This window comes from Tanticharoenia sakaeratensis NBRC 103193 (assembly GCF_000963885.1).
GTDB classification, from domain to species: Bacteria; Pseudomonadota; Alphaproteobacteria; order Acetobacterales; family Acetobacteraceae; genus Tanticharoenia; species Tanticharoenia sakaeratensis.
Window position 1 is genome coordinate 1 of the sequence record NZ_BALE01000012.1, and the last position, 26,217, is coordinate 26,217.

A 26,217-nucleotide genomic window follows, 5' to 3' on the forward strand; every position below is an offset into this window, starting at 1 on the left:
ACCCACAGCCCGTCTTCTCAGGAACCGCAGAACTCATGCCGTGAAAGAGGGACAGCAGTGCATGCTAAGGCACATTCCGGGAAATCCCGACCGGACAGTTCAATACCGAGCTGACAATCTCCGGATTAACCTCTGGTATCCTCGAGATTATTTCGGGCGTGGGAATATCTGCCATCCGAGTTGATACCCGGACAGAAGATCAGATGGCATTCGGGAAATCCCCAGAAACCGGGGATTCCTGCCCTCTGTTCCGCACCTGACGGAGTGTGGAGACAGCCTCTGAAGACTGCGCGGCCCGGACGCAACGTCATCCGAAGAGATGCGGACGGCCAGACCGACCGGCCATGGCAGCATGACTTTGGTGCCGTAATTGAGAACGACTATCACTTGCAAATGAAGTCAGAAAGGCCGACGAATGCCTCCCTCAGCGCATGTCGCGATGCAAACGGGAGTGATCCTTGTTGAAGCACTATCCCCTGTCTGAACGGTCGGAATGTCGGGAAGCCCTGCCCGAAGGCATGCGCCGCACGGAAGCATCCCCTTCTTCCTCCCGCATCCTTCTGAAGCGTGGGCGCGAGGTGTTCTCCGGTCATGGCTGATACGCTGGTTTTCGATGCCGCATGGCATCTCGATCATTCACGGCCCGAAGCGCTTCTTCGCTATCTTGATCCGACACGCTCGTTCATGGGCCAGATCAATCGTCTGACCGAGCGATTCCGCCGTGTCCAGACACTTTGCGCAGGCGGGGACGACACGACGGCGCTCCTGAAGCTGCGCAACGCACTGGCCTTCCATCTGGTCAAGATGTCTCGCTGGTGGCACGTCGATTTCTGTCCGCGCGGCGCCACGGGGGTGCGCAACTCTCTTTTCCTGACCTATGTCCATGCGCATCTTCAGCACTCGCTCGAAGACGAGATGCTCTACGACGTATTGACGATGCAGCGGTACATGCATGCGAACGAAGGAGGTCATATCCTGATCCTGCATCAGGAGATCGACGAGCCTTTGGGCGTGCAGACATTGTATGGGATCGATGGCCATAGAAACTTCCGCTTTTCCAACGGGTCTCCCGGTGCCCGCCCTGTGTGGAATGACCGGGGTCACCCGGATTTCGCAGGCGCCTGGCTGGCGGCCGGCAGCGTACGTGCCCTGATCGCGGGGAATGGCGACTCCATGACCGTCTTCCGGAATGCCCGAGGGGAACACGAGCAGGCCCGCGTCTGGCATCAGCGGCATTTCCATGTCCGATGCGAGCGCCGAGCCGTCGTGGCCTACGATCAGTCGATCGCGCAGCTTTTGACCTGCCGGACGCCCTTCGGCCGCGCGTCTTTCGAGGCCATCGCCAATGACTGTGCCTTTCGCGTGGCACGGATGGCCGCCAGGCGCTCCATGACGCTTGCCGACTTCGCTGAAGCGGGCGGCATGGCGGACGCCAATCCGCGGGTCGCGATCGCGCTCAAACGAAGGGCGCGAGCCCATGTGGCGTCGGCGATCGACGAGACGCGACGCCACGAGAGTGATGCCTGTCTGGATCGTCTGATCGCGTATTTGCCAAGACGATGTGGATGAGGGGCTGGCGAAAATGCGCGCGGTGTATCAACACGGGCTGGACCCTGCGCGACGGCGGCACGATACCGTCGGACGTATGCAGGCAGACGAACGGAAGGCCCTGACGATGTATCTCGATGCCCTGCCCCGGGGGAGCCACGCGGTGATCGCCGGCGTCGAGCACCGTGGGGATGCGGACCCTGTGGCCACGCGCCTGCTCGAGCTTGGATTTGTGCCCGGCGAATCCGTGCAGATGATCGCATTCGGCCCGATCGGGTCCGACCCCGTGGCCGTCCGGCTCGGATCGACACGCTTTGCGTTGCGCCGCGTGGAGGCAGGGCGAGTCCGCCTGCGGGATGCCGCGTGACCGACGCGCTGTTCCTTTCCCCTTGCGGCTGGTCGCGTCTGTGAGCGCCACTCCGCTTTACGCAGCGCTGGTCGGCAATCCGAATTGCGGCAAGACGGCCTTGTTCAACCGTCTGACGGGCAGCCATCAGAAGGTCGCGAACTATGCCGGCGTGACTGTCGAGCGCAAGGAAGGCCGTTTCCAGACGCCGAGCGCCCGTCCCGTGCGCCTGCTTGACCTGCCGGGCACCTACAGCCTCGCCGCCACCAGCCCGGACGAGAACGTCACCCGCGAGATCTGCCTCGGACTGCATCGTTCCGAAAGCGTGCCCGAGCTTCTTATTTGCGTGGTCGATGCGACTAATTTGCGTCTGCACTTGCGCTTCGCGCTCGAGGTCAGACAACTCGGCCGCCCGATGGTCATCGTCGTCAACATGATGGACGAGGCAGCACGGCGCGGGCTCTCGATCGACCTGCCCGGCCTGTCCGCAGCACTCGGCGTCCCCGTCATCCCCTGCATCAGCGTGCAGCGCGGCGGCACGGCGGCCCTGCTGAAGTGCCTCGATGCGCCACCGTTGACGCCTCCTGCGGGTCCGCCGAATGCCGCCGATCTTCATGCCGAGGTGCGCGGCCTGCTTGCTCGCTATGTCCAGACCTCGCCGACGGCCCGCGTGCTGCTGGCCGATCGTCTCGATCGTGCATTCCTGCACCCGGTCATCGGTCCGGCGATCCTGCTCGTCGTCCTGTTCGTCATGTTCCAGACGGTATTTTCCTGGGCACAGCCGGTCATGGACCTGATGCAGGACGGCATGACCGGGTTCGGCGGCCTTGTCGGCCATGGACTGCCGCAAGGCGTGTTGCGCAGCCTGATCGTCGATGCGATCATCGCAGGCGCGGGCACGGTCGCGGTCTACCTGCCCCAGATCCTGATCCTGTTCCTGTGGATCCTGGCTCTGGAGGAGTCCGGCTATCTGCCCCGGGCCGCTTTCCTGCTCGACCGGATCATGGCGTCGGCCGGCCTGAGCGGCCGATCGTTCATCCCGCTCCTGTCGAGCTTCGCCTGCGCCATTCCCGGCATCATGGCGACACGAACCATCCAGAATCCGCGCGATCGCCTGGTCACGATCCTGATCGCGCCCCTGATGACGTGCTCGGCACGCCTTCCCGTCTACACGCTCCTGATCGGCGCGTTTGTGCCGCACAGGCGCGTGCTCGGCCTGTTCAACCTGCAGGGGCTGGTCCTGTTCGGGCTCTATGCTTTCGCCATCGTCAGCGGGCTCATCCTCGCCCGCGTCATGACCCGGGGCGTGACCGCCGAGGAACATCCGCTGCTCATGGAACTGCCGCTCTACCGGCGGCCGGTACTGCGCAATCTCGCCCTTGGCCTGTGGCAGCGCGCGACCATGTTCCTCTCGCGCGTCGGCACGATCATCGTCACGCTGAACGTTCTGCTCTGGGCCTTGTCCAGTTTTCCAGGGCCGCCTCCCGGTGCCACGGGTGCTGCGATCGACTACAGCCTCGCAGGGCGGATCGGGCACTGGATGATGCCGCTTTTCGCACCCATCGGCTTCAACTGGCAGATCTGCGTCTCGCTGATTCCGGGCCTTGCCGCCCGTGAAGTCGCGGTCAGCGCACTGGCCACCGTCTATGCGCTTGGCGCAAGTGATGATGACGCCGCAGCCCGGCTCACGCCGCTTCTGTCTGCGCACTGGAGCCTCGCGACCGCGCTGTCGCTGCTGGCATGGTATGTGTTCGCTCCCCAGTGCCTCTCGACGCTGGCCGTCATCCGGCGCGAGACAGGATCGCTCAAGATCGCGTTCGGAACTGCGGCCTATCTTTTCGCGCTGGCATATGCTGCGTCTCTGCTAACCTACCAGGTAGCCCGCCTGCTCGGAGGAGCGTGACCATGATCGAATATCTGACGGTCGGCCTCGTCGTGGCCGCCTGCGCGCTGTATTGGGGCGCGCGCCTGTTTCCGGCACAGGCCGCGTCGGCCAGAACGCGACTTGGTTTTCAGCCCAAGGTCGTCGAAGCGCCCAACAGCGCCTGCGGGGCCTGCAGAGCATGCAAGGGCGGCTCCGGCTGTCACTGAAAACGACGCAGATATGCCTGTGCGTCGCGAAGACGAGCGTCTCGTGACGCCCTTCTTCTTATTCAACACCGTAGCCGGACCAGCGCTTGGCCTGCCGGTCCGCAGCGCTTTAGCGCCTCATTCCCACTCGATCGTGCCCGGCGGCTTCGACGTGATGTCGTAGGTCACGCGATTGATGCCGCGCACTTCATTGACGATCCGCCCGGCGACCCGGTTCAGGAAGCCCATGTCGAACGGATAGACTTCTGCCGTCATGCCATCCGTGCTGGTCACGGCACGCAGGGCGCAGGCCTGGTCATACGTCCGGCCATCGCCCATCACGCCGACGGTCCGTACCGGGAGCAGGACGGCGAAGGCCTGCCAGATCGCGTCATACAACCCGGCCGAGCGGATTTCCTCAAGATAGATCGCATCGACCTTGCGCAGCAGGTCGAGCTTCTCGCGGGTGATGTCGCCCGGAATGCGGATCGCAAGCCCGGGACCCGGGAACGGATGGCGGCCGACGATGCTCTCGGGAATTCCGAGCTCGCGCCCAAGTGCGCGCACCTCGTCCTTGAACAGCTCACGCAGCGGCTCGACGAGCTGCATGTTCATGCGCTCGGGCAGGCCACCGACATTGTGGTGCGACTTGATAGTGACGGACGGGCCGCCCGTGAAGCTCACGGATTCGATCACGTCCGGGTAGAGCGTCCCCTGCGCCAGGAACTGCGCACCACCGAGCTTCGCCGCTTCCTCCTCGAATACCTCGACGAACAAACGGCCGATCGTCTTGCGCTTGGTTTCAGGGTCCGTGACGCCTGCCAGCGCGCCGAGGAAGAGATCGGACGCATCGCGATGCACGAGGCGGATGTTGAACCGGCCGCGGAAAGTGCTGACGACTTCGTCCGCCTCGCCCTGACGCATGATGCCCGGATCGACGAAGATGCAGGTCAGCTGGTCGCCGATCGCGTCATGGATCAGCTTGGCCGCGACCGAGGAATCGACACCGCCGGACAAACCGCAGATGACGCGGCCCGTGCCGACCTGCTCGCGGATCCGGGCGATCTCGAGATCGCGGAAGCCCGCCATCGTCCAGTTGCCGGGACAGCCCGCGACGCCATGCGTGAAATTGCGGATGAGTGCGGCACCGTGCGGCGTGTGCACGACTTCGGGGTGGAACTGCACGCCATACAGACGGCGGCCCTCGTCCGCGATGATCGCGAACGGCGCCCCTTCCGACCAGGCAACTGCACGAAAGCCGGGCGGAAGGGCCGTGACGCGGTCGCCATGGCTCATCCAGACCTGCTCGCGATGCCCGCGCGCCCAGGCGCCACGGAACAGCGCGCAGTCTTCCGCGATCTCGATATGGGCGCGGCCGAACTCGCGATGTTCGTGCGTCTCGACCCGGCCGCCGAGTTGCATGCACATCGCCTGCTGCCCGTAGCAGATGCCCAGGACCGGCACGGCGAGCTCGAACACGGCCTCCGGGATCTTCGGCGCGTTATCGTCGTGAACCGATGCGGGCGAACCCGAGAGAATCACGCCGCGCGGGGCGAAGGCACGAATGCGCTCGTCAGACGCCGTGAACGGCCAGATCTCGCAGTAGACGCCGCTCTCGCGAACCCTGCGGGCAATCAGCTGCGTGACCTGACTGCCGAAATCGAGAATCAGGATCCGATCCTCGTGCAGCACGGTTTCCAGGGTGTCGGCGCTGGCGGCGGGCGGGGTGGCGCTGGTCATGCGGCGTCTTTCGATCCTCGGGATTCGGCTTTGAAGGTGCGTCCGGTGATCGGCACCGGACGGAAGATCGGCTAGTCTATAGGGCCTACGGGCGCGCACGTCACCCAAGACCCGTTCGTGCGTTATCAGACCATCGCCTGCCCTTTCGAGGAGACTTCATGTTCCCGCGCCTCCTACCTTCCGCCGCCATCCTGCTGGCCGCGTCTCTCGGGCTTGCAGCCTGTTCCAGCGGGCCGCCCGACCCGGCACGCGATCCCATCGGCATCTGGACGGGCGCACTGGTCACGGACGACGGCACGTGTCCCACGGAGCGGAACTCGACGCTGCAGATCAGCGCACGCGACGTGTCGTTCACGCCCGGAGACGGCTCGATCGTCCTGAAGGGGCACCGCGGGGCCGATCCCAACAAATATCACGCCCAGCTCCTGCTGCAGGACGCGAACCATCATCCGTTGGCCATGGTCTTCAACGGGTTGCCCGTCGGACAGGCGATCGGGGGCACCTACGGCACGCCGTCCTGCCGGGCTCATGTCACGCTGACACGGCCGAAAGACTGAAAGCGTATCTTTTTTGAAAAAAGGGGGGTTGCGCCCCCCCAGAACGTCGGATAAAAGCCCGCTCCAACGACGCACCCGTAGCTCAATTGGATAGAGCACCAGACTACGAATCTGGGGGTTAGAGGTTCGAGTCCTTTCGGGTGCGCCAGCAGATTTTGCAAATATCAGATGTCGTCATGTATCGCCGTATCAGGCGGGCAGTGAATTTCCCGGACACATCTGACGCAACAGTCTTGCGACATCCTCCACAAGATATGGTTTCGGCAGAAACGCACTTCGCGCGGGCAGTTCGACACCGCGATCGGGCATCTTGCCCGACGTCAGGATGACGCTCACGGCACGACGCGCACGTCCCAGATGAGCGGCCATGGCCATGCCGTCCATCGACCCGGGCATATCCACGTCGCTGAAGACGAGGCTGATATCGGGGCGTGACTCCAGAAGTGCCAGCGCTTCCGCTGATGTCGCAGCGCCTACGGTCGCAAACCCCCAGTCCTCGATCATGTCCATTGTCATGAAACGCAGGAACGCCTGATCCTCGACAACCAGCACGGTTTGCAAAGGCGCGTGGAATTCCGTTGTCAGCGGCATGAGAATGACCCCGCGGTCCGAGAATCGCGCCCGGAGGCACGGATCAGGACGGCTAACGGGAGCGAAGCGGGCCCGTTCGTTTTCGAACGTGCAATTTGAGGAGGGCCCGGCCGGCTGTGGCGGAACTGCTGCAGTTCGTCAGTGCGGCAGCGATGCTGCCAGACCGCCTGCGCCTGCGAATGCGAGCACGGCGACCCCCGCTATGCCCCAGTGGCCGCCATCATCGCGGACCAGAAGTGGTGCACCGGAAACGCCATGCGTCCCTGCGCAATCGTGCCGAAGCATCGTGTGTGTGCCGATCCGGTCGATTGCGACGATACGACAGCGCGCGTCCCCGATCGCGATTTCGCTGCGGTCCTGCTGGTAGCCACCGAGCATTGCGGCCATGCCGCCGCGCGCCGGAACCATGGGAAGCAGGTCTGCGGCTTTGACCACCGGCTGATCCAGGACGATGAGAGCACGGTCAGTCCAGGCGGTCGCGGCCTCGCGGTGCGGATCGTAGCCACTTGCCACGACGATCTGCGTGGCGCGCGCATGGATCCGGAAGGCGCCCATGCGGTAGCCGAAGAGTGCATGGACATCCCAGGCCGGGACGAAATGGCCCGTCCGCGCGATCCAGAGGCAGTGCCCGGCGGTTTCGATCACGTTGGGCGCCACGGCGAATCCGGTGCAACGTTCGCCGACACCGGTCTGGACGCGGCCGATGATCCGCCATGGTGGCTGGTCCACGTCGATTTCAAGTCGGCTGGCATGGGTGCCCAGGCCAGGCAGGTCCTGCGCCGACGCCGCACATGCGAGCGGCCAGAGCAATGCCAGCGCAGCAAGCGGCCGACGGATCAGCCCAGATGCTCCGGCCCGAACGAATCCGGCAGCAATTCGCCCAGGGTTCGCGCCATGACCAGACGCCCGTCCTCATCGACCATCCGGACCACCAGATCCGGCTGTCCGAATTCGCGCAGTCGCTGGCGACAGCCGCCGCACGGCGTGCAGGCGACCTGTCCGGGCCCTGCGATCGCGATCGCATCGATGCGCCGTCCGCCGGATGCGACCATCGCGGCAATCGCGCTGGCTTCCGCGCAGTTGCCCTGCGGATAGGCCGCATTCTCCACGTTGCAGCCCACATGGACCTGCCCGTCACAGATCAGCGCAGCGCCGACCTGAAAGCGGGAGTATGGCGCATAGGCGCGCTTGCGGATCTCGGCTGCGGCACGATCGAGTTCGTCTGACATGATGAAATCCATAGCAGCCCCCCTGTCGTTGCGTCAGTAGCGTCGTCATGTCGGCAGCAAGAACGCTTGGACCGATGACACAGGCCCGGTATCGTGATGGGTATGGACGCCGCGATCTATACGACCCCTGACCCCGACCTGCGCGAACTGCTCGCCGCACGCCCTACCCTGCGCGCGGATGCGATCGACGGGCTGTGCTTCGAAGGCGTCCCGCTTGCCGCCATTGCAGCAGCGCATGGCACACCCTGCTGGGTCATGGGCGTCGGCACCCTGAAAGGCCGCGCACGCGCCCTGCGGGCCGCATTCACGGATGCAGGCCTCTCGCCGTCGATGCATTTCGCGCTCAAGTCCAATGACCTGCGGGCGACACTCGTGACGCTCGCAGCGGAAGGCTTTGGGTGTGACGCCGTCAGCGGAGGCGAAATCCGCCGTGCCCGTGCCGCCGGGATCGCGCCGCATCACATCGTCTTCTCGGGCGTCGGCAAGACCGATGCCGAACTCGATCTGGCACTCGAACTCGGCCTGGCACACATCAATGTCGAAAGCGCCGAGGAACTCCGGCGCCTCTCGGTGCGGGCGTCTGCCATGGGCCGGGAGGCCGATGTCGTGCTGCGCGTGAATCCCGATGTCGATGCCGCGACCCATGACAAGATCAGCACCGGACGGGCGGACGACAAGTTCGGTATCCCCTTCGGCGATATCCCGGCGCTGTTCGACGAGGCGCGCCGCCTGCCGGGTCTGCGCATGGCGGGCCTTGCCGTGCATATCGGCAGCCAGATCAACGAAGCGGCGCCGTTCAGGCGTGCCTATGCGCGCATCGCGTCGCTGGTTCGGGATCTGCGCGCGCGGGGTCATGCCGTTCACATCGTCGATTGCGGCGGGGGCCTCGGCATCGCCTATCGCGATGAGATCGCACTCGATCCGCGCGCCTGGGCCGCAACCATTGCGGAGGCATTCGGCGATCTCGATGTGCGTCTGGCCATCGAGCCAGGACGGTGGCTCTCCGCTCCTGCCGGTCTGTTGCTGGCGCGCGTGATCGACACGAAGGCGATGCCGGAAGGATCGCCGGATCTGATCGTGCTTGATGCCGCGATGAACGATCTGGCGCGACCAAGCCTCTACGACTCGTGGCACGGCATCGTACCGGTCGCGCCCCCTGCCCTTCATGCGCCGTGCACGCCGCACACGGTCGTGGGTCCCGTCTGCGAAAGCAGCGACGTTCTGGCACGGGCGCGTCCGCTGCCGCGGCTCGAACCAGATGCACTCGTCGCAATCCTTGATGCGGGAGCATACGGTGCGGTGATGAGCTCGACCTATAACTCCCGCCCGCTTGCGGCTCAGGTCGTGGTGGACGATGGCCGCATGGCCTGCGTGAAACCGCGGCAGGATATCGAGGCGCTTTGGGCGGGCGAGACCGTGCCGGAGTGGTTTGCGGCATGAGCCCCGCGCCCGCGCCAACTCTCGCGCCCACGATGCCGCTGTCCGCACGGCTGCATCGCACGCGATCGTTCGCGCGGGCGGCTATCCTGTGCGAGCGGGCATGGCCGGGCCTGCGCATGCCGCTCGCAATGGGTGGCACCTATCTGCTGGCGGGCCTGCTCCGCTGGCCCCAGCGCATGCCGGACTGGCTTCATGCGGCGGTCGAGGCCGCATGGCTCGGCACGGCGCTCTGGCGTGCGGCGGCCAGTCTGCGCGCCGTCGTGCCACCCACCGCCGCTGAGGTGGATCGACGGATCGAACGTGCCTCGCGCCTGGCGAACCAGCCGCTGCTGGCACTGACGGACCACCCCGCCCTTCCAGGCGCCGAAGCCGTCTGGGACGCCCATGTCAGCCGCGCGCTCGGCAGGATCGGCCCGCTTCGCGCAGGTTGGCCTTGGCCGCGCCTGACACTAGCCGATCGCGCGGGCGTCGGTGCGATGATTGCGGCTCTTGCACTCGGCGTGATTGCCGCCGGCGATCATGCGCCATCGCGTCTGGCCGCTGCCCTGCGTCCCGGCTGGGACGATGCCGATGTCCCGCTGCCACAGATCCAGGCCTGGATCGACATGCCGGACTATGCGCCCGGCTCCCCGATCTTTCTTCAGAACGGCACCGAACCCGACGCGGCCCTGCAGGCGCGCCCCGCAAGTGTACCGGACGGGGCAGCGCTTCACGCGACCCTCACGGGACTTGCCGCGAAGCCCCATGGTGCCGGCGCGGATACTGGCGCCATCGGCATCAAGGGGCTCGACCCCACGAGTTGGCAGGTCGATGCGCACCTGACGCAGAGCGGCACGATGCGGCTGGTCGCGCGCGGTCGCACGCTCGCGCAGTGGCCGATCTCCGTGCAGCCTGATCTGGCACCCGAACTGCACTGGGGCCCTCATCCCGGCGCGGATCCTCAAGGGTTCCGCACGAACCTGCCCTGGACCGCAAAGCAGTCCTACGGCATCGCAATGCTTGAAGCCGAAATTCGCCATGCCGGCAGCACCCGTGTTCTGCGTGTGCCGATTACGCTCGACGGCCATCCGCGCGATGCCCACGGCATGGCAACGCCGGATCTCTCGGCCGACCCATGGGCCGGGGAGCAGGTCAGCGCCGTGCTCCACGCCCGCAGCCTCAGCGGTCGCGAAAGCCGAAGCACCTCCGTATCCTTCACGCTCGGCGCGAGATCGTTCCGCGATCCGCTGGCCCGGGCACTGATCGATCTGCGTCGTCGCATGGCGCTCGGAGAGGAAGACGACCCGACCGCATCTGACGAAGTCGCGGCCCTGCTGGATGCGCCGAAGCTGGCGGATGCCCGGCCTGGCGCGTTCACGGAGCTGTCCGCGCTGGCAACGCTGCTCGGCAGTCCGGATCTGACCGCGGCAGCGGCCGACGGGCCGCATGACGAAGCCATCGGGGTCCTGTGGTATCTGGCGCTTTATCTCGAGGATATGCGCCACGCATCTCCGGAAGAAGCAACCGCGGCACTCGATATCCGTGCGGCGCAGGAGCGCGTCCAGTCGCAGATCGACCGGATGCGCCGCCTCGGATCGAAGGGCCATACCGAATCCGAACAGGCCGAGCTCGGCCGCCGGACGCAGGCACTGCGCGAGGCGCTCCAGCGCCGAATGGACCTTCTGGCCCAGAAGGCGATGCGCAACGGCACCGCTTTGCCGGACATGGGCGATGCCATGAACGGCCCGTCCGACGAGCTGCAGCGCATGATGCGCGACATGCAGTCCGACGCCGCCAACGGCCGGTCGGACGATGCGATGCGCAAGCTTCAGCAGATGGAAGACCTGTCCGAGCGCATGCGGAATGCGACGCCGCAGGATCTGGCCAATCTCGCCAAGCAGATGCAGGCGCAGATGCAGGCGCAGCAGCAGATGCAGGCGGTCCATGACATGATCCACCGGGAGACCGGACTGCTCGATCATGCGCAGGCTCGTCTGGGCGCGCAGACCAAGGCGGCGAAGGCGCAGCAGACCGATCAGGACGAGGACCAGGGCGGCGGCAACGATCTGGCCAACATGCCGACGGCCGAATTGCTGCGTCGTCTCGGTCTCCAGCCGCCGGCCGACATGCAGCAGCAACAGCCGGCCCCCGCCCAGACATCGCCACAGGATGGGCTGAACGCGCTCGACCCCGACGAGCGCCAGCGGCAGGCGGACCAGCGGTTGCAGGACCATGCCATATCCCATGCGCTGACCCGCGCGGTGCAGGCGCTGTCACGCGAGACGCATGACCTGACCGGCAAGGATGCGAAGAAGCTCGCAGCCGCGCATGACGACATGGTCAAGGCGTCGCGTGCGCTGATGGATTCTCACGACGACGACGCGCAACGGCAGGCGCAGAAGGCCATCAAGGACCTCAGCGAGGCCTCGAAACAGATGCGCCAGGCGATGAGCCAGAAGAGCGCAGGCCAGCCGATCTTCCTGCCCGGCATGGGCATGGGCCAGTCGAGCGGACATGGCTCTGATCATGGCGACGGGGACAGTCGCGGCGCGCAGTCCGACGATCAGGACAAGAGCAATCGCGATCCGCTCGGCCGCCATACCGGCGAGGGTCACGATGCACAGGACACCGACACCAAGCTGCCCGACCAGCAGCAGCGCGACCGCGCCCGGGAGATCCAGCGCGAGTTGCAGCGTCGCGATTCCGACCGGACGCGCTCGAAAGACGAGCTGGATTATCTGGACCGGCTGCTCAAGTCGTTCTGAGGGCCGCGCGCAGTGCAAGCGGCGTGTTCGTGACGATGATGTCGATCGGCAGGCGTCGGACGAACGCAGCACCGGCCGGGGGCGACACCGCATCATCAATAGCGGTGCGGCCGAGCAGATCGGTCACCACCACAGCGCCTGAATCGTGCGCGGCCTGGAACAAATCGGGCTGCGCCCCGCGCGGAACGTAGGCTGCAAAACACCTGTCGCCCGCCATCGTCCGGGCGCGCCTTACTGCGTCAGTGCTGGTCGCCAGGCACGAGACAAGCGCACGATCCGACACGGCGAAGGCCGCGCGACTGATCTTTTCGGAAAATGTCAGCAGCAGCACACGATCATCGAGCCCCGCCTGTCGGACCATTGTCATCACCGTGTCGGGCGGCACCGCCTTGATGTCCAGCATCAGGAGCGCGGTCGGTGTCCGCGCGGCCCACTGAAGCACGGACTGGAAATCCGGCACCCGGGCTTCGGCGATCCCGCCTGACCGGCGCAGATGGAGCGCGCGAATGGCCGGCCCGGACAATGCTGCAACGGTACCGTGTCCGTCAGTCGTCCGATCCACGGTCGCATCGTGCATGAGCACGACCGTACCGTCGGAGGCTTGCGCCAGATCGAGTTCCAGCATGAACGGACCCGCTGCCGTCGCTCGCGCGAATTCGGCGAGGTCATTTTCCGACGCTTCAGGATTCCGCCAGCCGCGATGCGCGCAGATCAGAGGCCGAAGTGCGAGACGTTGGAACAAGGATGGCGCAGCCGCGCGGGCCGGGGACGGACCCGACAGCAGCACGCCAGACGCAGCGCCGATCACGCTGCGGCGCGACAGGCGCATGTCAGCTGCCGCGATAGGTCGAATAGCTGAACGGCGCGGCCAGCAGGGGTACATGGGCGTGCATATCGGTGCCCAGACCGAAGACGATCGGCACGATATCGAGAAATGGCGGATCGCTCAGCACAGCGCCCTGCCCCCGAAAATAATTGCCGATCTCGAACTCCATACGATAGTGCCCAGCAGCGAGTGCCAGCTCCCGCAAGGCCGGGCACCGGCCATCCTCGTTCGTCTCACCTTCGAACAGCAGCAGCCCGGCGCCGTACAGGCGAAGCGTAACCCCTGCCGCAGGGCGACCGGAGACGGTGTCGAGAACATGGGTCGAGAGCGAGCTCATGGGTCTACCTGATCTTCCAGACGGAGGGCCGCGATCATGTCGATCTGCGCCAGTGCTGTCGCCAGTTCCACGTCCGGGGTGCTCTGCAGACGCTTTTCCATGGCGTCGAGGATGATCGCCTTGTTCGCCCGACGGACGCAGATCACGAACGGCATCGCGAATTTGGCACTGTAGGCATCATTCAGCGCGCGAAAATGCGCGTATTCGTCCGGTGTCAGCCGATCCAGTCCAACCGTTCCCTGCTCGCTGCGGGACTCGCGGCTCAAATCGGGATCGATCCCGGCCCGGTGCCCGAGTTCGGGATGCGCGCGGACCAGCGCAAGCTGACGCTCGGGTCCGGCCGCGCGCACCGCATCACTCAGCGCCGCACGCATCGCATCGAACGAGGCGAACGGCCGCCTGCGCGCCGCATCCGCCGCCACCCAGGGAGAATGTTCATAGAGCGCACCGAAACGTTCGACGAACGCATCATCAGAAAGGGCATTGACGCCCGCAAGATCGAGGCGCGTCGTCATGCCGGGAAGTGCTCCAGCCAGTGCCGCGCGATATCGAGCCGTGTTGCGACCCACGCATCTTCGTGCGCCCGGACATGATCGATGAAGCGGGCCAGCGCCCGTGCACGGGCAGGCTTGCCCGCGAGCCGGCAGTGCAGCCCGATCGACATCATTCGTCCGCCTTCCGCATGGAGCTGATCGAATGCATCGCGCAGGTAACGGAAGAACTGCTCGCCTTCCGTAAAACCATTGAGAGCCGCGAACTTCATGTCGTTCGCATCGAGCGTATACGGTACGATCAGCTGCGGGCGTCCGTGCGTGCGATCGTAATAAGGCAGTTCGTCGGCATAGCTGTCGGCATCGTAGACGAAGCCGCCTTCCTCCGCTGCGAGCCTTGCCGTCTGCGGGCTGGTGCGGCCCTGATACCACCCGAGCGGACGCGATCCCGTTACCTCGGTGTGCAGCGCGATGGCCTCGAGCATGTGCGCGCGTTCGACATCTTCAGGAATCTCCTGATAATCGATCCAGCGCAGGCCGTGACTGGCGATTTCCCAATCCGCCGCCTTCATCGCGGCAACCGCTTCGGGATTGCGCGCCAACGCCTTGGCGACGCCGAACACGGTCACAGGAAACTTTGCCTCGGTAAACAGGCGATGCAGGCGCCAGAAGCCGACGCGCGATCCGTATTCGTAGAGGCTTTCCATCTGGAGGCAGCGCGCGCCGATGATCGATCGCGTGCCGACCATCTCGGACAGGAACGCCTCCGAACCCGCATCGCCGTGAAGAACCGAGTTCTCGGCTCCTTCCTCGTAGTTGACGACGAACTGCACCGCGATGCGTGCGCCGTTCGGCCAGCGCAGATCGGGCGGGCTCGCGCCATACCCGATCAGATCACGTGGATAAGGCGCGCTCATTCTGCACCCCATGCAGCGCGCGCGGCATCGACCGCGGCACCGCGAGTCACGGCAACGCCCTCTCCCGCCAGCACCGCCTCGAACGCGCCCAGCGTCTGGAGGACCTTGGGCTTGGTGGCGTTCACGCCCATGGCGCCGATCCGCCAGATCTTGCCGGCAAGCGGCCCGAAGGACGAGACGATCTCGATTTCGAATTCGGTCCGCATCAGCGTGCGCACACGTATCGGATCGCAGCCTTCCGGCACGACGACGCCCGTCACATTGGCCATCCGCGTCGCATCGTCGCCATAGACCGAAAGATCCATCGCCAGCAGGCCCGCGACCATCGCGCGGCTTGCACGCGCATGGCGGGCCCACCGCGCATCCATTCCCTCCTCGACCGCGATCAGCGCCGCCTCCCGCGCGGCATAGAGCATGCTCGTCGCTTCGGTATGGTGGTTGATGCGCTCGGGCGACCAGTAGTTGATCAGCATCGCAAGGTCGAAATAGTTGGAACGGATAACCGGCCCCGCACCCTGCGGCGCGTCCGGATTGCGGATACCGGCCTCGTCATGACGGCGGGCCATGATCTGCGCCACGGCCCGTTCGGACATCGTGATCGGCGCGCTGCCCGGCGGACCACCGAGACATTTCTGCAGACCGGCCGTCGCCACGTCGATGCCCCACGCGTCCGTCTCGAACGGCATGCCGCCGAGTGTCGCCGTCGCGTCCACATAGAACAGGACGTTGTGCTCGCGGCAGACCGCGCCAATCTCGGCCAGAGGCTGGGCCGTCGTGGTGGACGTATCGCCATGAACGCAGACCAGAAGCTCCGGCCGATGCTCGACGATCGCATCCCGCACGCGGTCAGGCGGCACGACCTCGCCCCAGGGCACATCCACCGCGCAGACCACACCGCCGCACCGGGTGACGATCTCGGTCAGCAGCAGGCCGAACCGCCCGATCCGCAAGACGACGACATTCATGCCCGGGGTGATCAGGGAAACGAGCGCGGCCTCGATGGCCGCACGCGCAGAGCCGTCGATCAGAAGCGTATGATGGTTCTTCGTGCGGAAGACCTGCCGGTAGAGCTCCGCTGTCTCGTCCATGCACCCGGTCATTTCGGGGTCCATCTGGCCGATCACGTCGCAGGCCATGGCGCGCAGCACGCGCGGATGAACATTGCACGGCCCCGCCCCCATCAGCAGACGCTGCGGCATATCGAGAACCGGGAACATGGGCGTCATGGCGAAACTTTCAGGCACTGAGCAAAGCGGTCGACGAAACCGAGAAGCGCACGATGCGCGATCGCGACATCGGATTCCAGCACGGTCTCGTCCGGATGATGACTGATACCGCCGGGACTGCGGACGAACAGCATGACCGAGGGCCAGCGTTGCGCCATGACCATCGTGTCATGTCCGGCACCGCTGACGAGCGTCATCCCGGTGCCGCCCGCTTCCAGGGCAGCTTCCTGCATGAGCGATACCAGCACAGGATCGCAGGCAGCACCCTTCAGGTCCTGTAGCCATGTACATTCGATCGAGACCCGGCGTCTCTGCGCGATCGCGGCAAATCCACTCTCTATCTGTCTCACCGCTTCATCGCGCATGCGCCGGTCGCCTGCCCGGACATCCAGCGAGAATGAGACGGCATCCGGTACCACGTTCGTGGCGCCTGGTCCCACATCCATGCGACCCACAGTCGCAACCAGCCCTGAATCCGCAGCCTCGGGCAGATCACACGCCACGCGCTCGATCAGGAGAATGGCTTCGGCTGCGGCCGCCAGCGCGTCCTGTCGCATGGCCATCGGCAGGGTGCCCGCATGTCCCGCAACGCCCCTGATCTGAACGGTCCCGCGACGCTGGGCGGCAATCGCCTGCACGGCGGCAACCGGCCGATCCAGCGCTTCGAGCACGGGCCCCTGCTCGATATGGGCTTCCACGAAGGCCAGGACGTCGGTCGAGGCCCGCGCCGCCTCGCCAAGCGCGCCGGAGTCGAGGCCCCGCGCGCGCATGGTTTGCGTCACCGTGCCAGACGGACCGCTCAGGTCGAAATCCGCCGGATCGACGATACCGGCAACCGCCCGCGACGTGATCATCGAGACCGGAAAAGCCGAGCCCTCCTCATCGCCGAACGCAATGACCTCAATCGCGAACGGCAGCCGCCGTCCAGCCCGCGAGAGCGCTTCGACGACGGAAATCCCGAGCACGACGCCAAGCAGGCCGTCAAAACATCCACCATTCGGCACGGTATCGATATGCGAGCCGAAGACGACTGCAGGCGCGTCGGATGTCGCGCCCTCCAGCCGGCCGACGAGATTGCCGGCCGCATCTTGCCGGGTTTGCATTCCGGCCTCGCGCATCCAGCCATCGACCTGGGCCTGGGCGTTCATGAACGCGTCCGAAAGCCACGGCCGGAACAGAATGTCGCTGCTTTCGGAAAACGGCCGGGCGCCGAGCGAGCGGCAGCGCGCCACGATCCGCGCGCCGATGTCTGCCTCTACCATGCGGCAATTCCCCCGTCGCTGCGCGGATCGCACGCGGCCTCGATCAGTCCGTCGGCATGCCGACAGACGGCACCAGCATGTCCCATGACGGACGAAAAATCGGCGCTGGGGGTGATGACATGCCCGCGCGCCACGAGTGCCGCCTGAACTGCGGGATCGACCCGTTCCTCGATCTGCAGGCGGGAACTTGCCTCACCCCAGGTCCGCCCAAGCAGCCAGCGTGGCGCCGTGATGGCGGCCTGAAGGCCTCGTCCGCTCCAGCCATAGCGCGAGAAGATCGCGGCCTGCGTCTGCGGCTGACCTTCGCCGCCCATGGTGCCGTAGACCAGAATTCGTCCGTCTTCGAACCGCGCCAGGGCCGGATTGAGCGTATGGAACGGCTTGGCGCCCGGGGCGAGCACATTTGGCCCATCCCCGCCGAGCGCGAAACTGGCACCGCGGTTCTGCCAGGTGATCCCGGTTCGCGGGCTGACAACGCCGGATCCGAACTCGAAATAGATGCTCTGGATGACACTGACGACGCAGCCGTCAGCATCGGCGACGCCGAACCATGTCGTATCGCCGCCACCGGCCGCCATGCCGAAGGCAGCCGCGCAAGCAGGATCGATATCCGCCGCCATCGCATCAAGGGCAGCCCCGTCATCCAGCAAAGACTGAGGATTGCAGCCCGTGCGGGCGGGATCGCCCAGATAGGCATCGCGATACGCAAAAGCGCGCTTTGTCGCCTCGATCGCGGCATGCAGCCCGTCTGCCGTATCCACGTCCCGGGCGCCCAGCCGATCCATGAGGGCCAAGATCAGCAGCGAGACCGCGCCCTGCGTCGCGGGCGGCGTATTGAACAGCGTGGCTCCGGCAACACGCGTCGAAAGGGGCTCGACCCATTCGGCCTGCGCTGCCGCCAGATCGTCCAGCCCGACGGGCGAGCCGGCCTGACCCAGATCATGCGCCAGATCGCGAGCGATCCCACCGCGATAGAAATCGTCGAGACCGTCGCGTGCCAGACGACGCAACGTCTCGGCCAGTGCCGGATTGCGGAACCGCTCATGCGTGCACAGGGGTCGCCCGCCCGGCTCGAACAGTGCGGCATAACCGGGTGCGGCGCGCAGATCGGCGCCCTTGACCTCGGCCAGCGCGGCCCAGAGTTCGGTCACGGCCACGCCTTGTTCGGCATAAGCGATCGCATCGGCGAGAACCTGCGCCAGCGGAAGGCGCGCGCTACTGCGCTCGAGAGCGCGGGCCCAGCCGCCGACGGTTCCCGCGACCGTGTTCGCCGCAAGCCCCCCGCGCCACGGGATCGCGTCATGTCCGGCATACAGCGCAGGCGTGGCGCGGGCTGCGGCAACGCCGCCCGCGTAGACTGCTTCGGTGCGGCCGTCGGGCCAGGCGATCAGCCAGAAGCCGTCGCCGCCCAGCCCGGTCATGTGCGGATAGACGACACTCAGGGCAGCGGCGGTCGCGACCGCCGCCTCGCAGGCATTGCCCCCCGCGCGCAGGACAGCAAGGCCTGCCTGACTGGCAAGGTGATGGGGGCTCGTGACGGCGCCGCGCTGGGCGCAGGATGTATGCAGCAACGAACGACCTAGCCCGGAACGGATGCCGCGACCGCAAGCCCGGCCTTTGCAAGGACCTCGGCCGCCGCAAACAGCGCCTCTTCCTTGCCCGGCAGCGCCATGAGCTGAAGGCCCACCGGCAGGCCCGGAGTCTTCAGCGGCACCGACATGATCGGGAAACCCGTCAGGGTCAGAGGCTGCGTATACAGGCCGAGATTGGCGCGGGCGGAAACCATCTGTCCGTCGATCTCGATCAGGGGCTGGTCGATCCGCGGCGCCTCGCCGACGACGGCCGGTGCCACGAGCACGTCCGCGCGCGCGAATGCGACATAGGCCTGCTCGCGGAACCAGCGGCGCAGGCGCTGGGCCTGATAGACGGTGCGCGCGGGCAGCAACGCACCGGCCAGCAGTCGGTCGCGCGTTGCAGGATCGTAGGCAGAGGCATGCGCGCGCAGGCGCGGCAGATGCAATGCCCCCCCTTCAGCGGCGGTAATCAGGAAGGCAGCGGCTCGCGCGCGGGCAACTTCCGGCAGCTCGACGATTTCGTTCGAACCGAAGGCCGCCATGACATCCCCGATGGCAGATTCCAGCTTGTCACTGACGTTTTCGGCGAACCAGCCGCCAAGCCGGGCGACACGCAGCTCAGGCGGTGCGGGTTCACGATTGCCGTGCATGTCGAGCGCATCGAAAGCGACCTTCAGATCCGCGAGATCCCGCGTGAACGGTCCGACCGTGTCGAAGCTCGCGGCAAACGGGTAGGTCCCGGCCTTCGGCAGCCGCCCCTGCGTCGGCCGGATCGCCCACAGCCCGCACAATGATGCGGGCACGCGGATCGAACCGTTGGTATCGGTGCCGAGCGACAGCGGCAGGAGTCCGGCTGCGACGGCCGCTGCCGATCCGCCGGAGGATCCGCCTGCCAGTCGCGTCGTGTCATGCGGATTGCGGGTGATGCCGTAATGGGCATTGTCGGTTGCGAACCCGTAGGCGAACTCGTCCATGTTCGTCGTGGCGAGCGGGATCGCGCCCGCCAGACGCAGCCGCTCCACGATCGCCGCATCGCGTGGCGCCGGCGCACTTTCGCGCAGCACGGTCGAGCCTGCCGTCGTGGTCTCGCCTTCGCAGTCGAATAGATCCTTGATCCCGAACGGCACGCCCGCGAGCGGCCCCGGGTCTTCTCCGGCCGCCACCTTCCGGTCGACCTGCTCCGCAAGGCCGATTGCACGAGGGCCGAGGATCCGGGTCACGCTGTTGTAGGCCCGGTCACGCAGGCTGATCTCGGAGATCGCAGCGCCCACGACCGCTGTCGCCTTCAGGCGACCGGCGCGGACGGCTGACGCGATGCCATGTGCGGTATCCGGAACGGCTGGTGTCGCGTCGTGACTCATGGGACGTACTCGTAGGCCGGTTCGACGCTGTCCGGCAGCACGAGCCCATGCACGAGTGCCGCATAGCGCTGCAGGAGGGCGGCATTCATCGCGACGCCTTGCCGGAACGGTTCGGCGATCGCGATCCCGTTGAGTTCCGCAAGCGTGACCACGTCACTGATGGCGTTCGGATCGGGCTCGGTCATGACATGATCTCCACTGGGGGTTCGAGACTGGTCAGTTCAGGCACCTGGTAAGCCAGAAGGCTGTTGAGGTGCGCTGCGCCATCAGCCACGAACAGATCCCGCGCGATCCCGCGCGCCAACCGCTCGACGCCGAAGCGCATGCCGCTGATGGACGCACCGGAAAGTCCCATGCTGGGGGTAGCTGCAAAAGTAAAATTATGGATGGCGCCGAGCATCCCGGGCTCCGCGGCCCCGTCGCGTGGCTGGAACTGATAGTCCGGCCCAAGATACGGATGGCTGCCCAGAAGCTGATTCTCCTCGCCATCCTCCGGCGTGTAGTGATCGCGCCACAGCAGGACGTCGGAGGCAAAACCGGCCGTCTCGGGCCTGCGGGTCAGGTCGATGACGAAGCCCGTGCCGATGATCGCGAAATCGAACCGCATCTCGCCGTCGGGCGTATCGACCGCAATCTCCGGGCCATTCGCACCGTCGACCTGCCGCACGGTTTCCCATGGCGTCGCGGTGTGGAAAGCGAAGTTCGCATGCTTGCGGCACCGCCAGAACGTGTCCTGCGGCGGCGGCTGATTGAGGTCGTAGATGTGGCGCATGAAGCGCCAGCGCAGCAGATCCGGCAGCGCATGGAAATGGGCGAGAAAGCCCGCGTTCTCCATCCAGCGATACGGATTGACCGTGGGCAATGCGCGCCTGCGCAGACACAGATCGACGCGACCGGCCCCGGCTTCGAGCGCTGTTGCGGCATTGTCGAACGCCGAAGCTCCCGCACCCAGGACACCGATCCGCTTGCCGCGCAGACGCTCGAAATCGATCGTCTGATGCGTATGGGCATAGAAATCGGGCGACAGCGCGGAGGCAATCTCGGGCGGGACATGCCATGCGCCGCCCCCGTCGATCCCGGTGGCCAGCACCAGCTTGCGCGCGTATCGCACCACGCGCTCACCCGACGATGTCTCGAAAGTCAGCCGCAGAACCCCATGATCCCACGCCGTTTCGACGAGTGCATGGTCGTTGACGACCGGCAGGTCGAGCACGTCACGCACCCAGTCCAGATAGGCCTGCCAGTCGTGACGGGAGATCTTGTCGAGTTCCTCCCACGCCTGCGCGCCGTATCGTGCCTCGAACCACGATTGCGCCGTCAGCGACGGGATTCCCATGTCCGGCCCGGTGACGTGCTTGGGTGTGCGGAGCGTGATCATGCGGGCGAACGTGATCCACGGCCCCTCGCCGCCGCGCCCGGCCCGGTCGAAAACCTGCGCATTATGGATCCCGATCCGGCGCAGGGCGAAGGAGGCCGCAAGGCCGCCCTGACCGGCGCCCACGATGGCCACGTCCAGAACAGGTTCGCCCCGATGGGTATGCGCCGGGCTCCACGGCTTCGTGCCATAGCTGATGCGTGCCAGATCGCGCGCGACGGTTTCGCGCAGGCGCGCAAGCCCTTCGGGTTCGGACGGGGACTGAGATGTCATGTCGGTGCTCACGGGACGCGGTAGAAAGGATTGGGCAGCAGGAACGCACGCTCGGCATGACCGCCGGCGAGATCGGAGGGCTGGTCGCCGATATTTGCGATGATGGTGTATCCTTGGGCCTCGATATCGGCGCGAACCGGCGCCTTGTAGGCGCTCGCCGTCATGACGTGCATCGCGTCAGGCTTCAGCGACAGCCCGGACCAGTTCGCATAGCCCGCCTGCGCCAGATTGCGCGCCGTCGCCGCGCGCTCGCTCTCATGCCGACCGGTAACGAAGAACACGGCGACACCCTGCGCCTGCGCTGCCTTCACAAGGGCCAGCGTCGGCGCGATGGCTGCGGCCCGCGCACTCATCTCCCAGGCCACGGCACCGCATGGGCCTTTGGGCAGGACATCACACGTGCCGCCGGGAAAATAACCGAAATCGTCCGCCGCCATTGCCGGCCAGTTCGAGAGCGATGTCTCGTCGATATCGAGCACGATCGCAGGCTTCGAGGCGGTTTTCGCACGCGCCGCGATCCAGCCCTGTGCCTGCGCATCAGCGGCCGCGACATCACGGTCATAATCGCCACTGTCGTGATAGGCACGGGCCCGCATCCCCGCGTCCCCGACATTGACCAGATCATGCCAGTCATGCGCCTTCGGCGGCGCTGCGCAGGCTGACAGACCGGCCGCCATCAGGCAGGCCAGCGCAAAACCCTTCATGCCGTGGTTCCCGAGGAAGCGCGCCGGCGTGCCAGCGCGTCGAACGTATCGGAAAAACAGGGCCGTTCGACATAGGCGCCGTCACCCCGCTTCGCCCGGATGTCGCCCTCATGCACGGCCAGCCGCCCGCCTGAGAAGACGGACCGCGCGACACCGCTCACGCGCATGCCCTCGAACACGTTGTAATCCACGCGCTGGTGATGGGTCGCAGCCGATATCGTTCGCTCGGCGACAGGATCCCACAGAACGATGTCGGCGTCGGCACCCGGCGCGATGCTGCCCTTGCGCGGATAGATATTGAAAATCTTCGCCGTGTTCGCGGACGTGACGGCGACAAATTCCTGCGGCGTCAGCCGTCCCTTGCCGACACCATGGTGCCACAGGACGCTCATGCGATCCTCGATACCCGGAGTGCCGTTGGGGATCTTCGTGAAATCGTTCCGTCCTGCTTCCTTCTGCGGCGCACAGAAGCAGCAATGATCGGTCGCCGTCGTCTGCAGCTGACCCGACGCCAGGCCGGCCCAGAGCGCCGTCTGATGCGATTTCGGCCGGAACGGCGGGCTCATGACATGTTGGGCCGCACCCAACCAGTCAGGATTCTGATAGACGCTGTCGTCGATCACCAGATGCTGAGCGAGAACCTCGCCATAGACACGCTGGCCAGCACTCCGGGCGCGCGCGATCGCATCCGTCGCGTCCTTCGTCGAGACATGCACGATATAGATCGGCGCACCCAGCAGGCCGGCGATGGCGATCGCGCGCCCCGCCGCCTCGCCCTCGACTTCCGGCGGCCGCGACATCGGATGCGCTTCCGGCCCCGTGATGCCGCGTGCGAGCAGATCGGCCTGAAGATAGGCCACCGCATCGCCGTTTTCGGCATGGACGTTGCACAGCGCACCAAGTTCGAGCGCGCGTTTGACCGAACGGAGCAGCACCCCGTCATCGACCATGAGCGCACCCTTGTACGCCATGAAATGCTTGAACGAGTTGACGCCGTGTTCGCGCGTCAGAACACCCATCTCATCATGCACACGCTCGTCCCAGTGCGTGACGGCAACGTGGAAGGAATAGTCCGCCGTGGCCTTCCCGGCCTTGGCGCGCCAGTCCCGCCAGGCCTCGACAAGCGATCCCCCGGCCGTCGGGATGACGAAATCGATGATCGTGGTCGTGCCGCCGACAAGGCCGGCGCGCGTGCCGGTCTCGAAATCGTCCGAGGCCGTCGCCCCCATGAACGGCATTTCCATATGGGTATGCGGATCGATCCCGCCCGGCATCACCATCAGGCCATCCGCGTCGACGACCGTGCAGCCCATGGGCACTTCCAGATCCGGCCCGACGGATGCGATCCGGCTGCCGTCGATCAGAACGTCGCAACGCCGTGTGTCGTCAGCCGTAACGACGGTCCCACCCCGGATCAGATACATGCGGCGTTTCTCCCCTCCGGCAACACGCGTTATGCTCGCCCCATCAATCAGACAGTCCCCACACACAGGATGAGGATGGTCCACACCGATGGGCGTGCCACGTGACATCTCGACTTCCCATATCCTCTCGGTCGCGGAAAGGGTTTTCGGCGAACGCGGATATGCGGGCGCCAGCATGGCCGAGATCGCCCGGGTCGCTCAACTGCCCAAGGCCAATATTCATTACTATTTCGGCACCAAGGAGATTCTGTATCAGGCTGTCCTCGAGAACACGCTGACCGACTGGCTGGCGGATGCCGATCGCTGGATCACGCCCGCGCATGCCCCGCGCGCCGGCCTTCGAGGATATATCGCAGCCAAGCTGGCCTTCTCGCGGGAGCATCCGGACGCCTCGCGGCTGTTCGCCCACGAGATCCTCGAAGGCGGCACACAGATCCGCACGTATCTCGAAACGACATTGCGCAGCCATGTCCAGGCAATCGGGCAGACGCTGGAAGAATGGTCCCGCAGTGGACTGCTGCCGCAGGTCGATTCGACACATTTCATGTTCTGTCTCTGGGCGATGACGCAGGCCTATGCCGACATGCGCCCCCAGATGGTGGCCGTGCTGGGCAAGCCGGAACTGGACGACGGTGATTACGAACGCGGCGCGGAGACGATCCTGGCGCTCGTCCTCGGTGCGCACGCCGAATCAGACATCGAAGCGAGCATCCATGTCCCGGAGCGCCGCGCCGGGTAAGAAACGTAATTTTCTGACGCATCGGTCAGGAACGATATTGCGCCCCGAAACGAAAGCTGCAACGTTTCATTTCGCGATCGAGGTTGCAGTCTGACCCTGCCTTACGGAGACGTTTCGTGATCGATATTGCCGCCGGACGCCTGAGCGCTGCGACACTCGCGCGTAATTTCAGCGACGCCCACCCGCCGCTCACCGCGCCGCAATCCGTCGTCGAGGCCGATCGCTGCCATCATTGCTATGATGCGCCCTGTATCGAAGCCTGCCCGACCGGCATCGACATTCCGGGCTTTATCGGGCGCATCGCGACCGGCGATCTGGGCGGGGCCGCCGAAGCCATTCTCGACCAGAACATTCTGGGTGGCGCGTGTGCACGTGTCTGCCCGACCGATATTCTCTGCGAAGGCGTGTGCGTCCGCGTCAAACAGGGCGAGCGCGCGGTCTCCATCGGAGCGTTGCAGCGCACCGCCGTCGACTGGCAGATGGCGCAGGGCCAGCCGTATCGACGCGCGCCTGCAAGAGGCACGCGCATCGCCGTCGTAGGCGCAGGGCCTGCGGGTCTTGCCTGCGCGCACCGGCTTTCGCTGCGTGGCCACGACGTCGATCTTTACGATGCGCGCCCCAAGCCGGGCGGCCTCAATGAATATGGCATTGCCGCATACAAGGTGCCGGACGATTTCGCCCAGAACGAAGTCGCCTTCGTGCTGGAGATCGGCGGGATCACGTGGTACGGCGATCGTGTGCTCGGCCAGAACCTGTCGCTCGAGACCCTGCGCGAGACTTATGACGCCGTGTTCCTCGGGATCGGCCAGTCAGGTGTGCGGGCGCTTGGACTTGCGGGCGAAGACGCAGACGGCGTGTTCGATGCCGTCGACTTCATCGAAACGCTGCGCCAGTCGCCGCCTGCCGCCGTACCGATCGGTGCGCGGGTCGTCGTGATCGGCGGCGGAAACACGGCAATCGACGCGGCGGTGCAGGCTAGGCGGCTCGGCGCGGACGACGTCACGCTCGTCTACCGACGCGGGCCCGAAAACATGAATGCAACACCTGAAGAACAGGAATGGGCGCTCCAGAATCTCGTCACGATCCGGCACTGGGCAACGCCTGCCGCGATCGAGACCGAAGCGGGCCATGTCACGGGCGTGCGGTTTGCACGCGGCGCGCCGGACGAGACCGGCAAGCCGGTTTACGATCGGGGCGAACTGACGATCCCGGCCGATATGGTTCTGAAAGCTGTCGGGCAGCTCTACGAAGATCCGATCGACGGGACGCTCGCGCTGTCGGGCGGCCGCATCCTGGTCGATGCGCGCGGCGAGACGTCCCTTCCCGGTGTTTTCGCCGGTGGCGACTGCACCGCTGGAGAGGACCTGACGGTCGCAGCCGTCCGTGACGGACGCGACGCGGCGGAAGCCATCGACACCATGCTGACCGAACGGGGGCGCTGAA

General features: G+C 65.8%; 25 protein-coding genes and 1 tRNA gene. 10 read left to right on the forward strand and 16 right to left on the reverse strand.

Annotated elements, in window-relative coordinates; translation table 11 throughout:
* The first annotated feature begins 591 nt into the window (after positions 1 to 591).
* From B8446_RS05720 to B8446_RS05735, 4 genes are all read left to right on the forward strand, one after another.
* Entirely contained in the window at positions 592 to 1,569 is a 978-nt protein-coding gene (locus tag B8446_RS05720) for a hypothetical protein (protein WP_048848184.1), read from the forward strand.
* 76 nt (positions 1,570 to 1,645) lie between these two features.
* The gene (locus tag B8446_RS05725) at positions 1,646 to 1,915 is read left to right on the forward strand and encodes a FeoA family protein (RefSeq protein ID WP_373277132.1); all 270 of its coding nucleotides are present in this window, start codon (positions 1,646 to 1,648) and stop codon (positions 1,913 to 1,915) included.
* The gene (gene feoB / locus B8446_RS05730; protein WP_048848186.1) at positions 1,905 to 3,797 is read left to right on the forward strand and encodes a ferrous iron transporter B; all 1,893 of its coding nucleotides are present in this window, start codon (positions 1,905 to 1,907) and stop codon (positions 3,795 to 3,797) included. Before B8446_RS05725 ends, feoB begins: the two co-directional genes overlap by 11 nt.
* A gap of 2 nt (positions 3,798 to 3,799) precedes the next feature.
* Positions 3,800 to 3,985, forward strand: coding sequence for a hypothetical protein (locus tag B8446_RS05735; protein WP_048848188.1), 186 nt, complete (start codon positions 3,800 to 3,802; stop codon positions 3,983 to 3,985).
* A gap of 117 nt (positions 3,986 to 4,102) precedes the next feature.
* Here the strand turns inward: B8446_RS05735 and guaA are convergent, their stop codons facing one another.
* Positions 4,103 to 5,704 (reverse strand): glutamine-hydrolyzing GMP synthase, encoded by a 1,602-nt coding sequence (gene guaA / locus B8446_RS05740; RefSeq protein WP_048848190.1) that lies wholly within the window; start codon positions 5,702 to 5,704, stop codon positions 4,103 to 4,105.
* A gap of 158 nt (positions 5,705 to 5,862) precedes the next feature.
* Between guaA and B8446_RS05745 the strand changes: the two genes are divergently transcribed.
* Positions 5,863 to 6,261, forward strand: coding sequence for a hypothetical protein (locus tag B8446_RS05745; protein ID WP_048848192.1), 399 nt, complete (start codon positions 5,863 to 5,865; stop codon positions 6,259 to 6,261).
* A 71-nt stretch (positions 6,262 to 6,332) separates the two neighbouring features.
* Positions 6,333 to 6,409: transfer RNA gene (locus tag B8446_RS05750), tRNA-Arg, on the forward strand.
* Between the two features lie 41 nt (positions 6,410 to 6,450).
* Here the strand turns inward: B8446_RS05750 and B8446_RS05755 are convergent.
* The 3 genes from B8446_RS05755 to B8446_RS05765 all read right to left on the reverse strand — a co-directional run bounded on the left by B8446_RS05755 (position 6,451) and on the right by B8446_RS05765 (position 8,081).
* Positions 6,451 to 6,852, reverse strand: coding sequence for a response regulator (locus tag B8446_RS05755; protein WP_048848195.1), 402 nt, complete (start codon positions 6,850 to 6,852; stop codon positions 6,451 to 6,453).
* A 138-nt stretch (positions 6,853 to 6,990) separates the two neighbouring features.
* A complete protein-coding gene (locus B8446_RS05760) occupies positions 6,991 to 7,581 on the reverse strand; it encodes a trypsin-like serine peptidase (protein ID WP_241767655.1) in 591 nt (196 codons plus the stop codon).
* A gap of 107 nt (positions 7,582 to 7,688) precedes the next feature.
* Complete coding sequence (locus B8446_RS05765) at positions 7,689 to 8,081, reverse strand: cytidine deaminase (protein ID WP_048848374.1); 393 nt, start codon at positions 8,079 to 8,081, stop codon at positions 7,689 to 7,691.
* 96 nt (positions 8,082 to 8,177) lie between these two features.
* On the opposite strand from B8446_RS05765, the gene lysA reads away from it, so the two are divergent.
* Positions 8,178 to 9,521 carry a diaminopimelate decarboxylase gene (gene lysA, locus B8446_RS05770; protein WP_241767661.1) on the forward strand — a complete coding sequence of 448 codons (1,344 nt, stop codon included), beginning with the start codon at positions 8,178 to 8,180 and terminating at the stop codon, positions 9,519 to 9,521.
* Positions 9,518 to 12,265, forward strand: coding sequence for a DUF4175 domain-containing protein (locus B8446_RS05775; protein ID WP_084712107.1), 2,748 nt, complete (start codon positions 9,518 to 9,520; stop codon positions 12,263 to 12,265). Before lysA ends, B8446_RS05775 begins: the two co-directional genes overlap by 4 nt.
* Here B8446_RS05775 and B8446_RS05780 read toward each other — a convergent pair.
* Genes B8446_RS05780 through hydA form a run of 12 tightly spaced genes read right to left on the reverse strand, consistent with a single transcriptional unit; the run spans position 12,252 to position 24,035 of the window.
* Complete coding sequence (locus tag B8446_RS05780; RefSeq protein ID WP_084712108.1) at positions 12,252 to 13,094, reverse strand: glycerophosphodiester phosphodiesterase family protein; 843 nt, start codon at positions 13,092 to 13,094, stop codon at positions 12,252 to 12,254. The two genes, B8446_RS05775 and B8446_RS05780, sit on opposite strands and share 14 nt — an antisense overlap.
* A 1-nt stretch (position 13,095) precedes the next feature.
* Entirely contained in the window at positions 13,096 to 13,428 is a 333-nt protein-coding gene (gene uraH, locus B8446_RS05785; RefSeq protein ID WP_048848203.1) for a hydroxyisourate hydrolase, read from the reverse strand.
* On the reverse strand, positions 13,425 to 13,943 hold the full coding sequence (uraD, locus tag B8446_RS05790; RefSeq protein WP_048848205.1) for a 2-oxo-4-hydroxy-4-carboxy-5-ureidoimidazoline decarboxylase: 519 nt from the start codon (positions 13,941 to 13,943) through the stop codon (positions 13,425 to 13,427). The genes uraH and uraD overlap by 4 nt, the downstream gene beginning before the upstream one ends.
* Positions 13,940 to 14,836, reverse strand: a complete 897-nt coding sequence (puuE, locus tag B8446_RS05795; RefSeq protein WP_048848207.1) for an allantoinase PuuE — start codon at positions 14,834 to 14,836, stop codon at positions 13,940 to 13,942. The genes uraD and puuE overlap by 4 nt, the downstream gene beginning before the upstream one ends.
* Entirely contained in the window at positions 14,833 to 16,053 is a 1,221-nt protein-coding gene (locus B8446_RS05800) for a pyridoxal-phosphate-dependent aminotransferase family protein (protein WP_373277135.1), read from the reverse strand. The genes puuE and B8446_RS05800 overlap by 4 nt, the downstream gene beginning before the upstream one ends.
* Before the next feature lie 5 nt (positions 16,054 to 16,058).
* Positions 16,059 to 17,324: an allantoate amidohydrolase gene (locus B8446_RS05805; protein ID WP_048848210.1), complete on the reverse strand. Its 1,266-nt coding sequence runs from the start codon at positions 17,322 to 17,324 to the stop codon at positions 16,059 to 16,061.
* Positions 17,318 to 18,895 (reverse strand): gamma-glutamyltransferase family protein, encoded by a 1,578-nt coding sequence (locus B8446_RS05810; RefSeq protein ID WP_048848212.1) that lies wholly within the window; start codon positions 18,893 to 18,895, stop codon positions 17,318 to 17,320. The genes B8446_RS05805 and B8446_RS05810 overlap by 7 nt, the downstream gene beginning before the upstream one ends.
* Positions 18,896 to 18,903: 8 nt before the next feature.
* Positions 18,904 to 20,259 (reverse strand): AtzE family amidohydrolase, encoded by a 1,356-nt coding sequence (locus B8446_RS05815; protein ID WP_048848213.1) that lies wholly within the window; start codon positions 20,257 to 20,259, stop codon positions 18,904 to 18,906.
* Complete coding sequence (locus tag B8446_RS05820) at positions 20,256 to 20,444, reverse strand: DUF4089 domain-containing protein (RefSeq protein WP_048848215.1); 189 nt, start codon at positions 20,442 to 20,444, stop codon at positions 20,256 to 20,258. Before B8446_RS05820 ends, B8446_RS05815 begins: the two co-directional genes overlap by 4 nt.
* On the reverse strand, positions 20,441 to 21,907 hold the full coding sequence (locus B8446_RS05825; RefSeq protein WP_048848217.1) for a SidA/IucD/PvdA family monooxygenase: 1,467 nt from the start codon (positions 21,905 to 21,907) through the stop codon (positions 20,441 to 20,443). The genes B8446_RS05820 and B8446_RS05825 overlap by 4 nt, the downstream gene beginning before the upstream one ends.
* 8 nt (positions 21,908 to 21,915) lie before the next feature.
* The gene (locus B8446_RS05830) at positions 21,916 to 22,611 is read right to left on the reverse strand and encodes an HAD family acid phosphatase (RefSeq protein WP_048848219.1); all 696 of its coding nucleotides are present in this window, start codon (positions 22,609 to 22,611) and stop codon (positions 21,916 to 21,918) included.
* Complete coding sequence (hydA, locus tag B8446_RS05835; protein ID WP_048848222.1) at positions 22,608 to 24,035, reverse strand: dihydropyrimidinase; 1,428 nt, start codon at positions 24,033 to 24,035, stop codon at positions 22,608 to 22,610. Before hydA ends, B8446_RS05830 begins: the two co-directional genes overlap by 4 nt.
* Before the next feature lie 88 nt (positions 24,036 to 24,123).
* Between hydA and B8446_RS05840 the strand changes: the two genes are divergently transcribed.
* A complete protein-coding gene (locus B8446_RS05840; RefSeq protein ID WP_048848224.1) occupies positions 24,124 to 24,774 on the forward strand; it encodes a TetR/AcrR family transcriptional regulator in 651 nt (216 codons plus the stop codon).
* 116 nt (positions 24,775 to 24,890) lie between these two features.
* Positions 24,891 to 26,216: an NAD(P)-dependent oxidoreductase gene (locus B8446_RS05845; protein ID WP_048848226.1), complete on the forward strand. Its 1,326-nt coding sequence runs from the start codon at positions 24,891 to 24,893 to the stop codon at positions 26,214 to 26,216.
* Position 26,217: the final 1 nt, after the last annotated feature.

Excerpts from the sequence above, each read along its gene's own strand:
- B8446_RS05720 (WP_048848184.1), top strand. The coding sequence starts at position 592 with ATGGCTGATACGCTGGTTTTCGATGCCGCATGGCATCTCGATCATTCA.
- B8446_RS05725 (WP_373277132.1), top strand. The coding sequence starts at position 1,646 with ATGCAGGCAGACGAACGGAAGGCCCTGACGATGTATCTCGATGCCCTG.
- feoB (WP_048848186.1), top strand. The coding sequence starts at position 1,905 with ATGCCGCGTGACCGACGCGCTGTTCCTTTCCCCTTGCGGCTGGTCGCG.
- B8446_RS05735 (WP_048848188.1), top strand. The coding sequence starts at position 3,800 with ATGATCGAATATCTGACGGTCGGCCTCGTCGTGGCCGCCTGCGCGCTG.
- guaA (WP_048848190.1), bottom strand. The coding sequence starts at position 5,704 with ATGACCAGCGCCACCCCGCCCGCCGCCAGCGCCGACACCCTGGAAACC.
- B8446_RS05745 (WP_048848192.1), top strand. The coding sequence starts at position 5,863 with ATGTTCCCGCGCCTCCTACCTTCCGCCGCCATCCTGCTGGCCGCGTCT.
- B8446_RS05755 (WP_048848195.1), bottom strand. The coding sequence starts at position 6,852 with ATGCCGCTGACAACGGAATTCCACGCGCCTTTGCAAACCGTGCTGGTT.
- B8446_RS05765 (WP_048848374.1), bottom strand. The coding sequence starts at position 8,081 with ATGTCAGACGAACTCGATCGTGCCGCAGCCGAGATCCGCAAGCGCGCC.
- lysA (WP_241767661.1), top strand. The coding sequence starts at position 8,178 with ATGGGTATGGACGCCGCGATCTATACGACCCCTGACCCCGACCTGCGC.
- B8446_RS05775 (WP_084712107.1), top strand. The coding sequence starts at position 9,518 with ATGAGCCCCGCGCCCGCGCCAACTCTCGCGCCCACGATGCCGCTGTCC.
- B8446_RS05780 (WP_084712108.1), bottom strand. The coding sequence starts at position 13,094 with ATGCGCCTGTCGCGCCGCAGCGTGATCGGCGCTGCGTCTGGCGTGCTG.
- uraH (WP_048848203.1), bottom strand. The coding sequence starts at position 13,428 with ATGAGCTCGCTCTCGACCCATGTTCTCGACACCGTCTCCGGTCGCCCT.
- uraD (WP_048848205.1), bottom strand. The coding sequence starts at position 13,943 with ATGACGACGCGCCTCGATCTTGCGGGCGTCAATGCCCTTTCTGATGAT.
- puuE (WP_048848207.1), bottom strand. The coding sequence starts at position 14,836 with ATGAGCGCGCCTTATCCACGTGATCTGATCGGGTATGGCGCGAGCCCG.
- B8446_RS05800 (WP_373277135.1), bottom strand. The coding sequence starts at position 16,053 with ATGTTCCCGGTTCTCGATATGCCGCAGCGTCTGCTGATGGGGGCGGGG.
- B8446_RS05805 (WP_048848210.1), bottom strand. The coding sequence starts at position 17,324 with ATGGTAGAGGCAGACATCGGCGCGCGGATCGTGGCGCGCTGCCGCTCG.
- B8446_RS05815 (WP_048848213.1), bottom strand. The coding sequence starts at position 20,259 with ATGAGTCACGACGCGACACCAGCCGTTCCGGATACCGCACATGGCATC.
- B8446_RS05820 (WP_048848215.1), bottom strand. The coding sequence starts at position 20,444 with ATGACCGAGCCCGATCCGAACGCCATCAGTGACGTGGTCACGCTTGCG.
- B8446_RS05825 (WP_048848217.1), bottom strand. The coding sequence starts at position 21,907 with ATGACATCTCAGTCCCCGTCCGAACCCGAAGGGCTTGCGCGCCTGCGC.
- B8446_RS05830 (WP_048848219.1), bottom strand. The coding sequence starts at position 22,611 with ATGAAGGGTTTTGCGCTGGCCTGCCTGATGGCGGCCGGTCTGTCAGCC.
- hydA (WP_048848222.1), bottom strand. The coding sequence starts at position 24,035 with ATGTATCTGATCCGGGGTGGGACCGTCGTTACGGCTGACGACACACGG.
- B8446_RS05840 (WP_048848224.1), top strand. The coding sequence starts at position 24,124 with ATGGGCGTGCCACGTGACATCTCGACTTCCCATATCCTCTCGGTCGCG.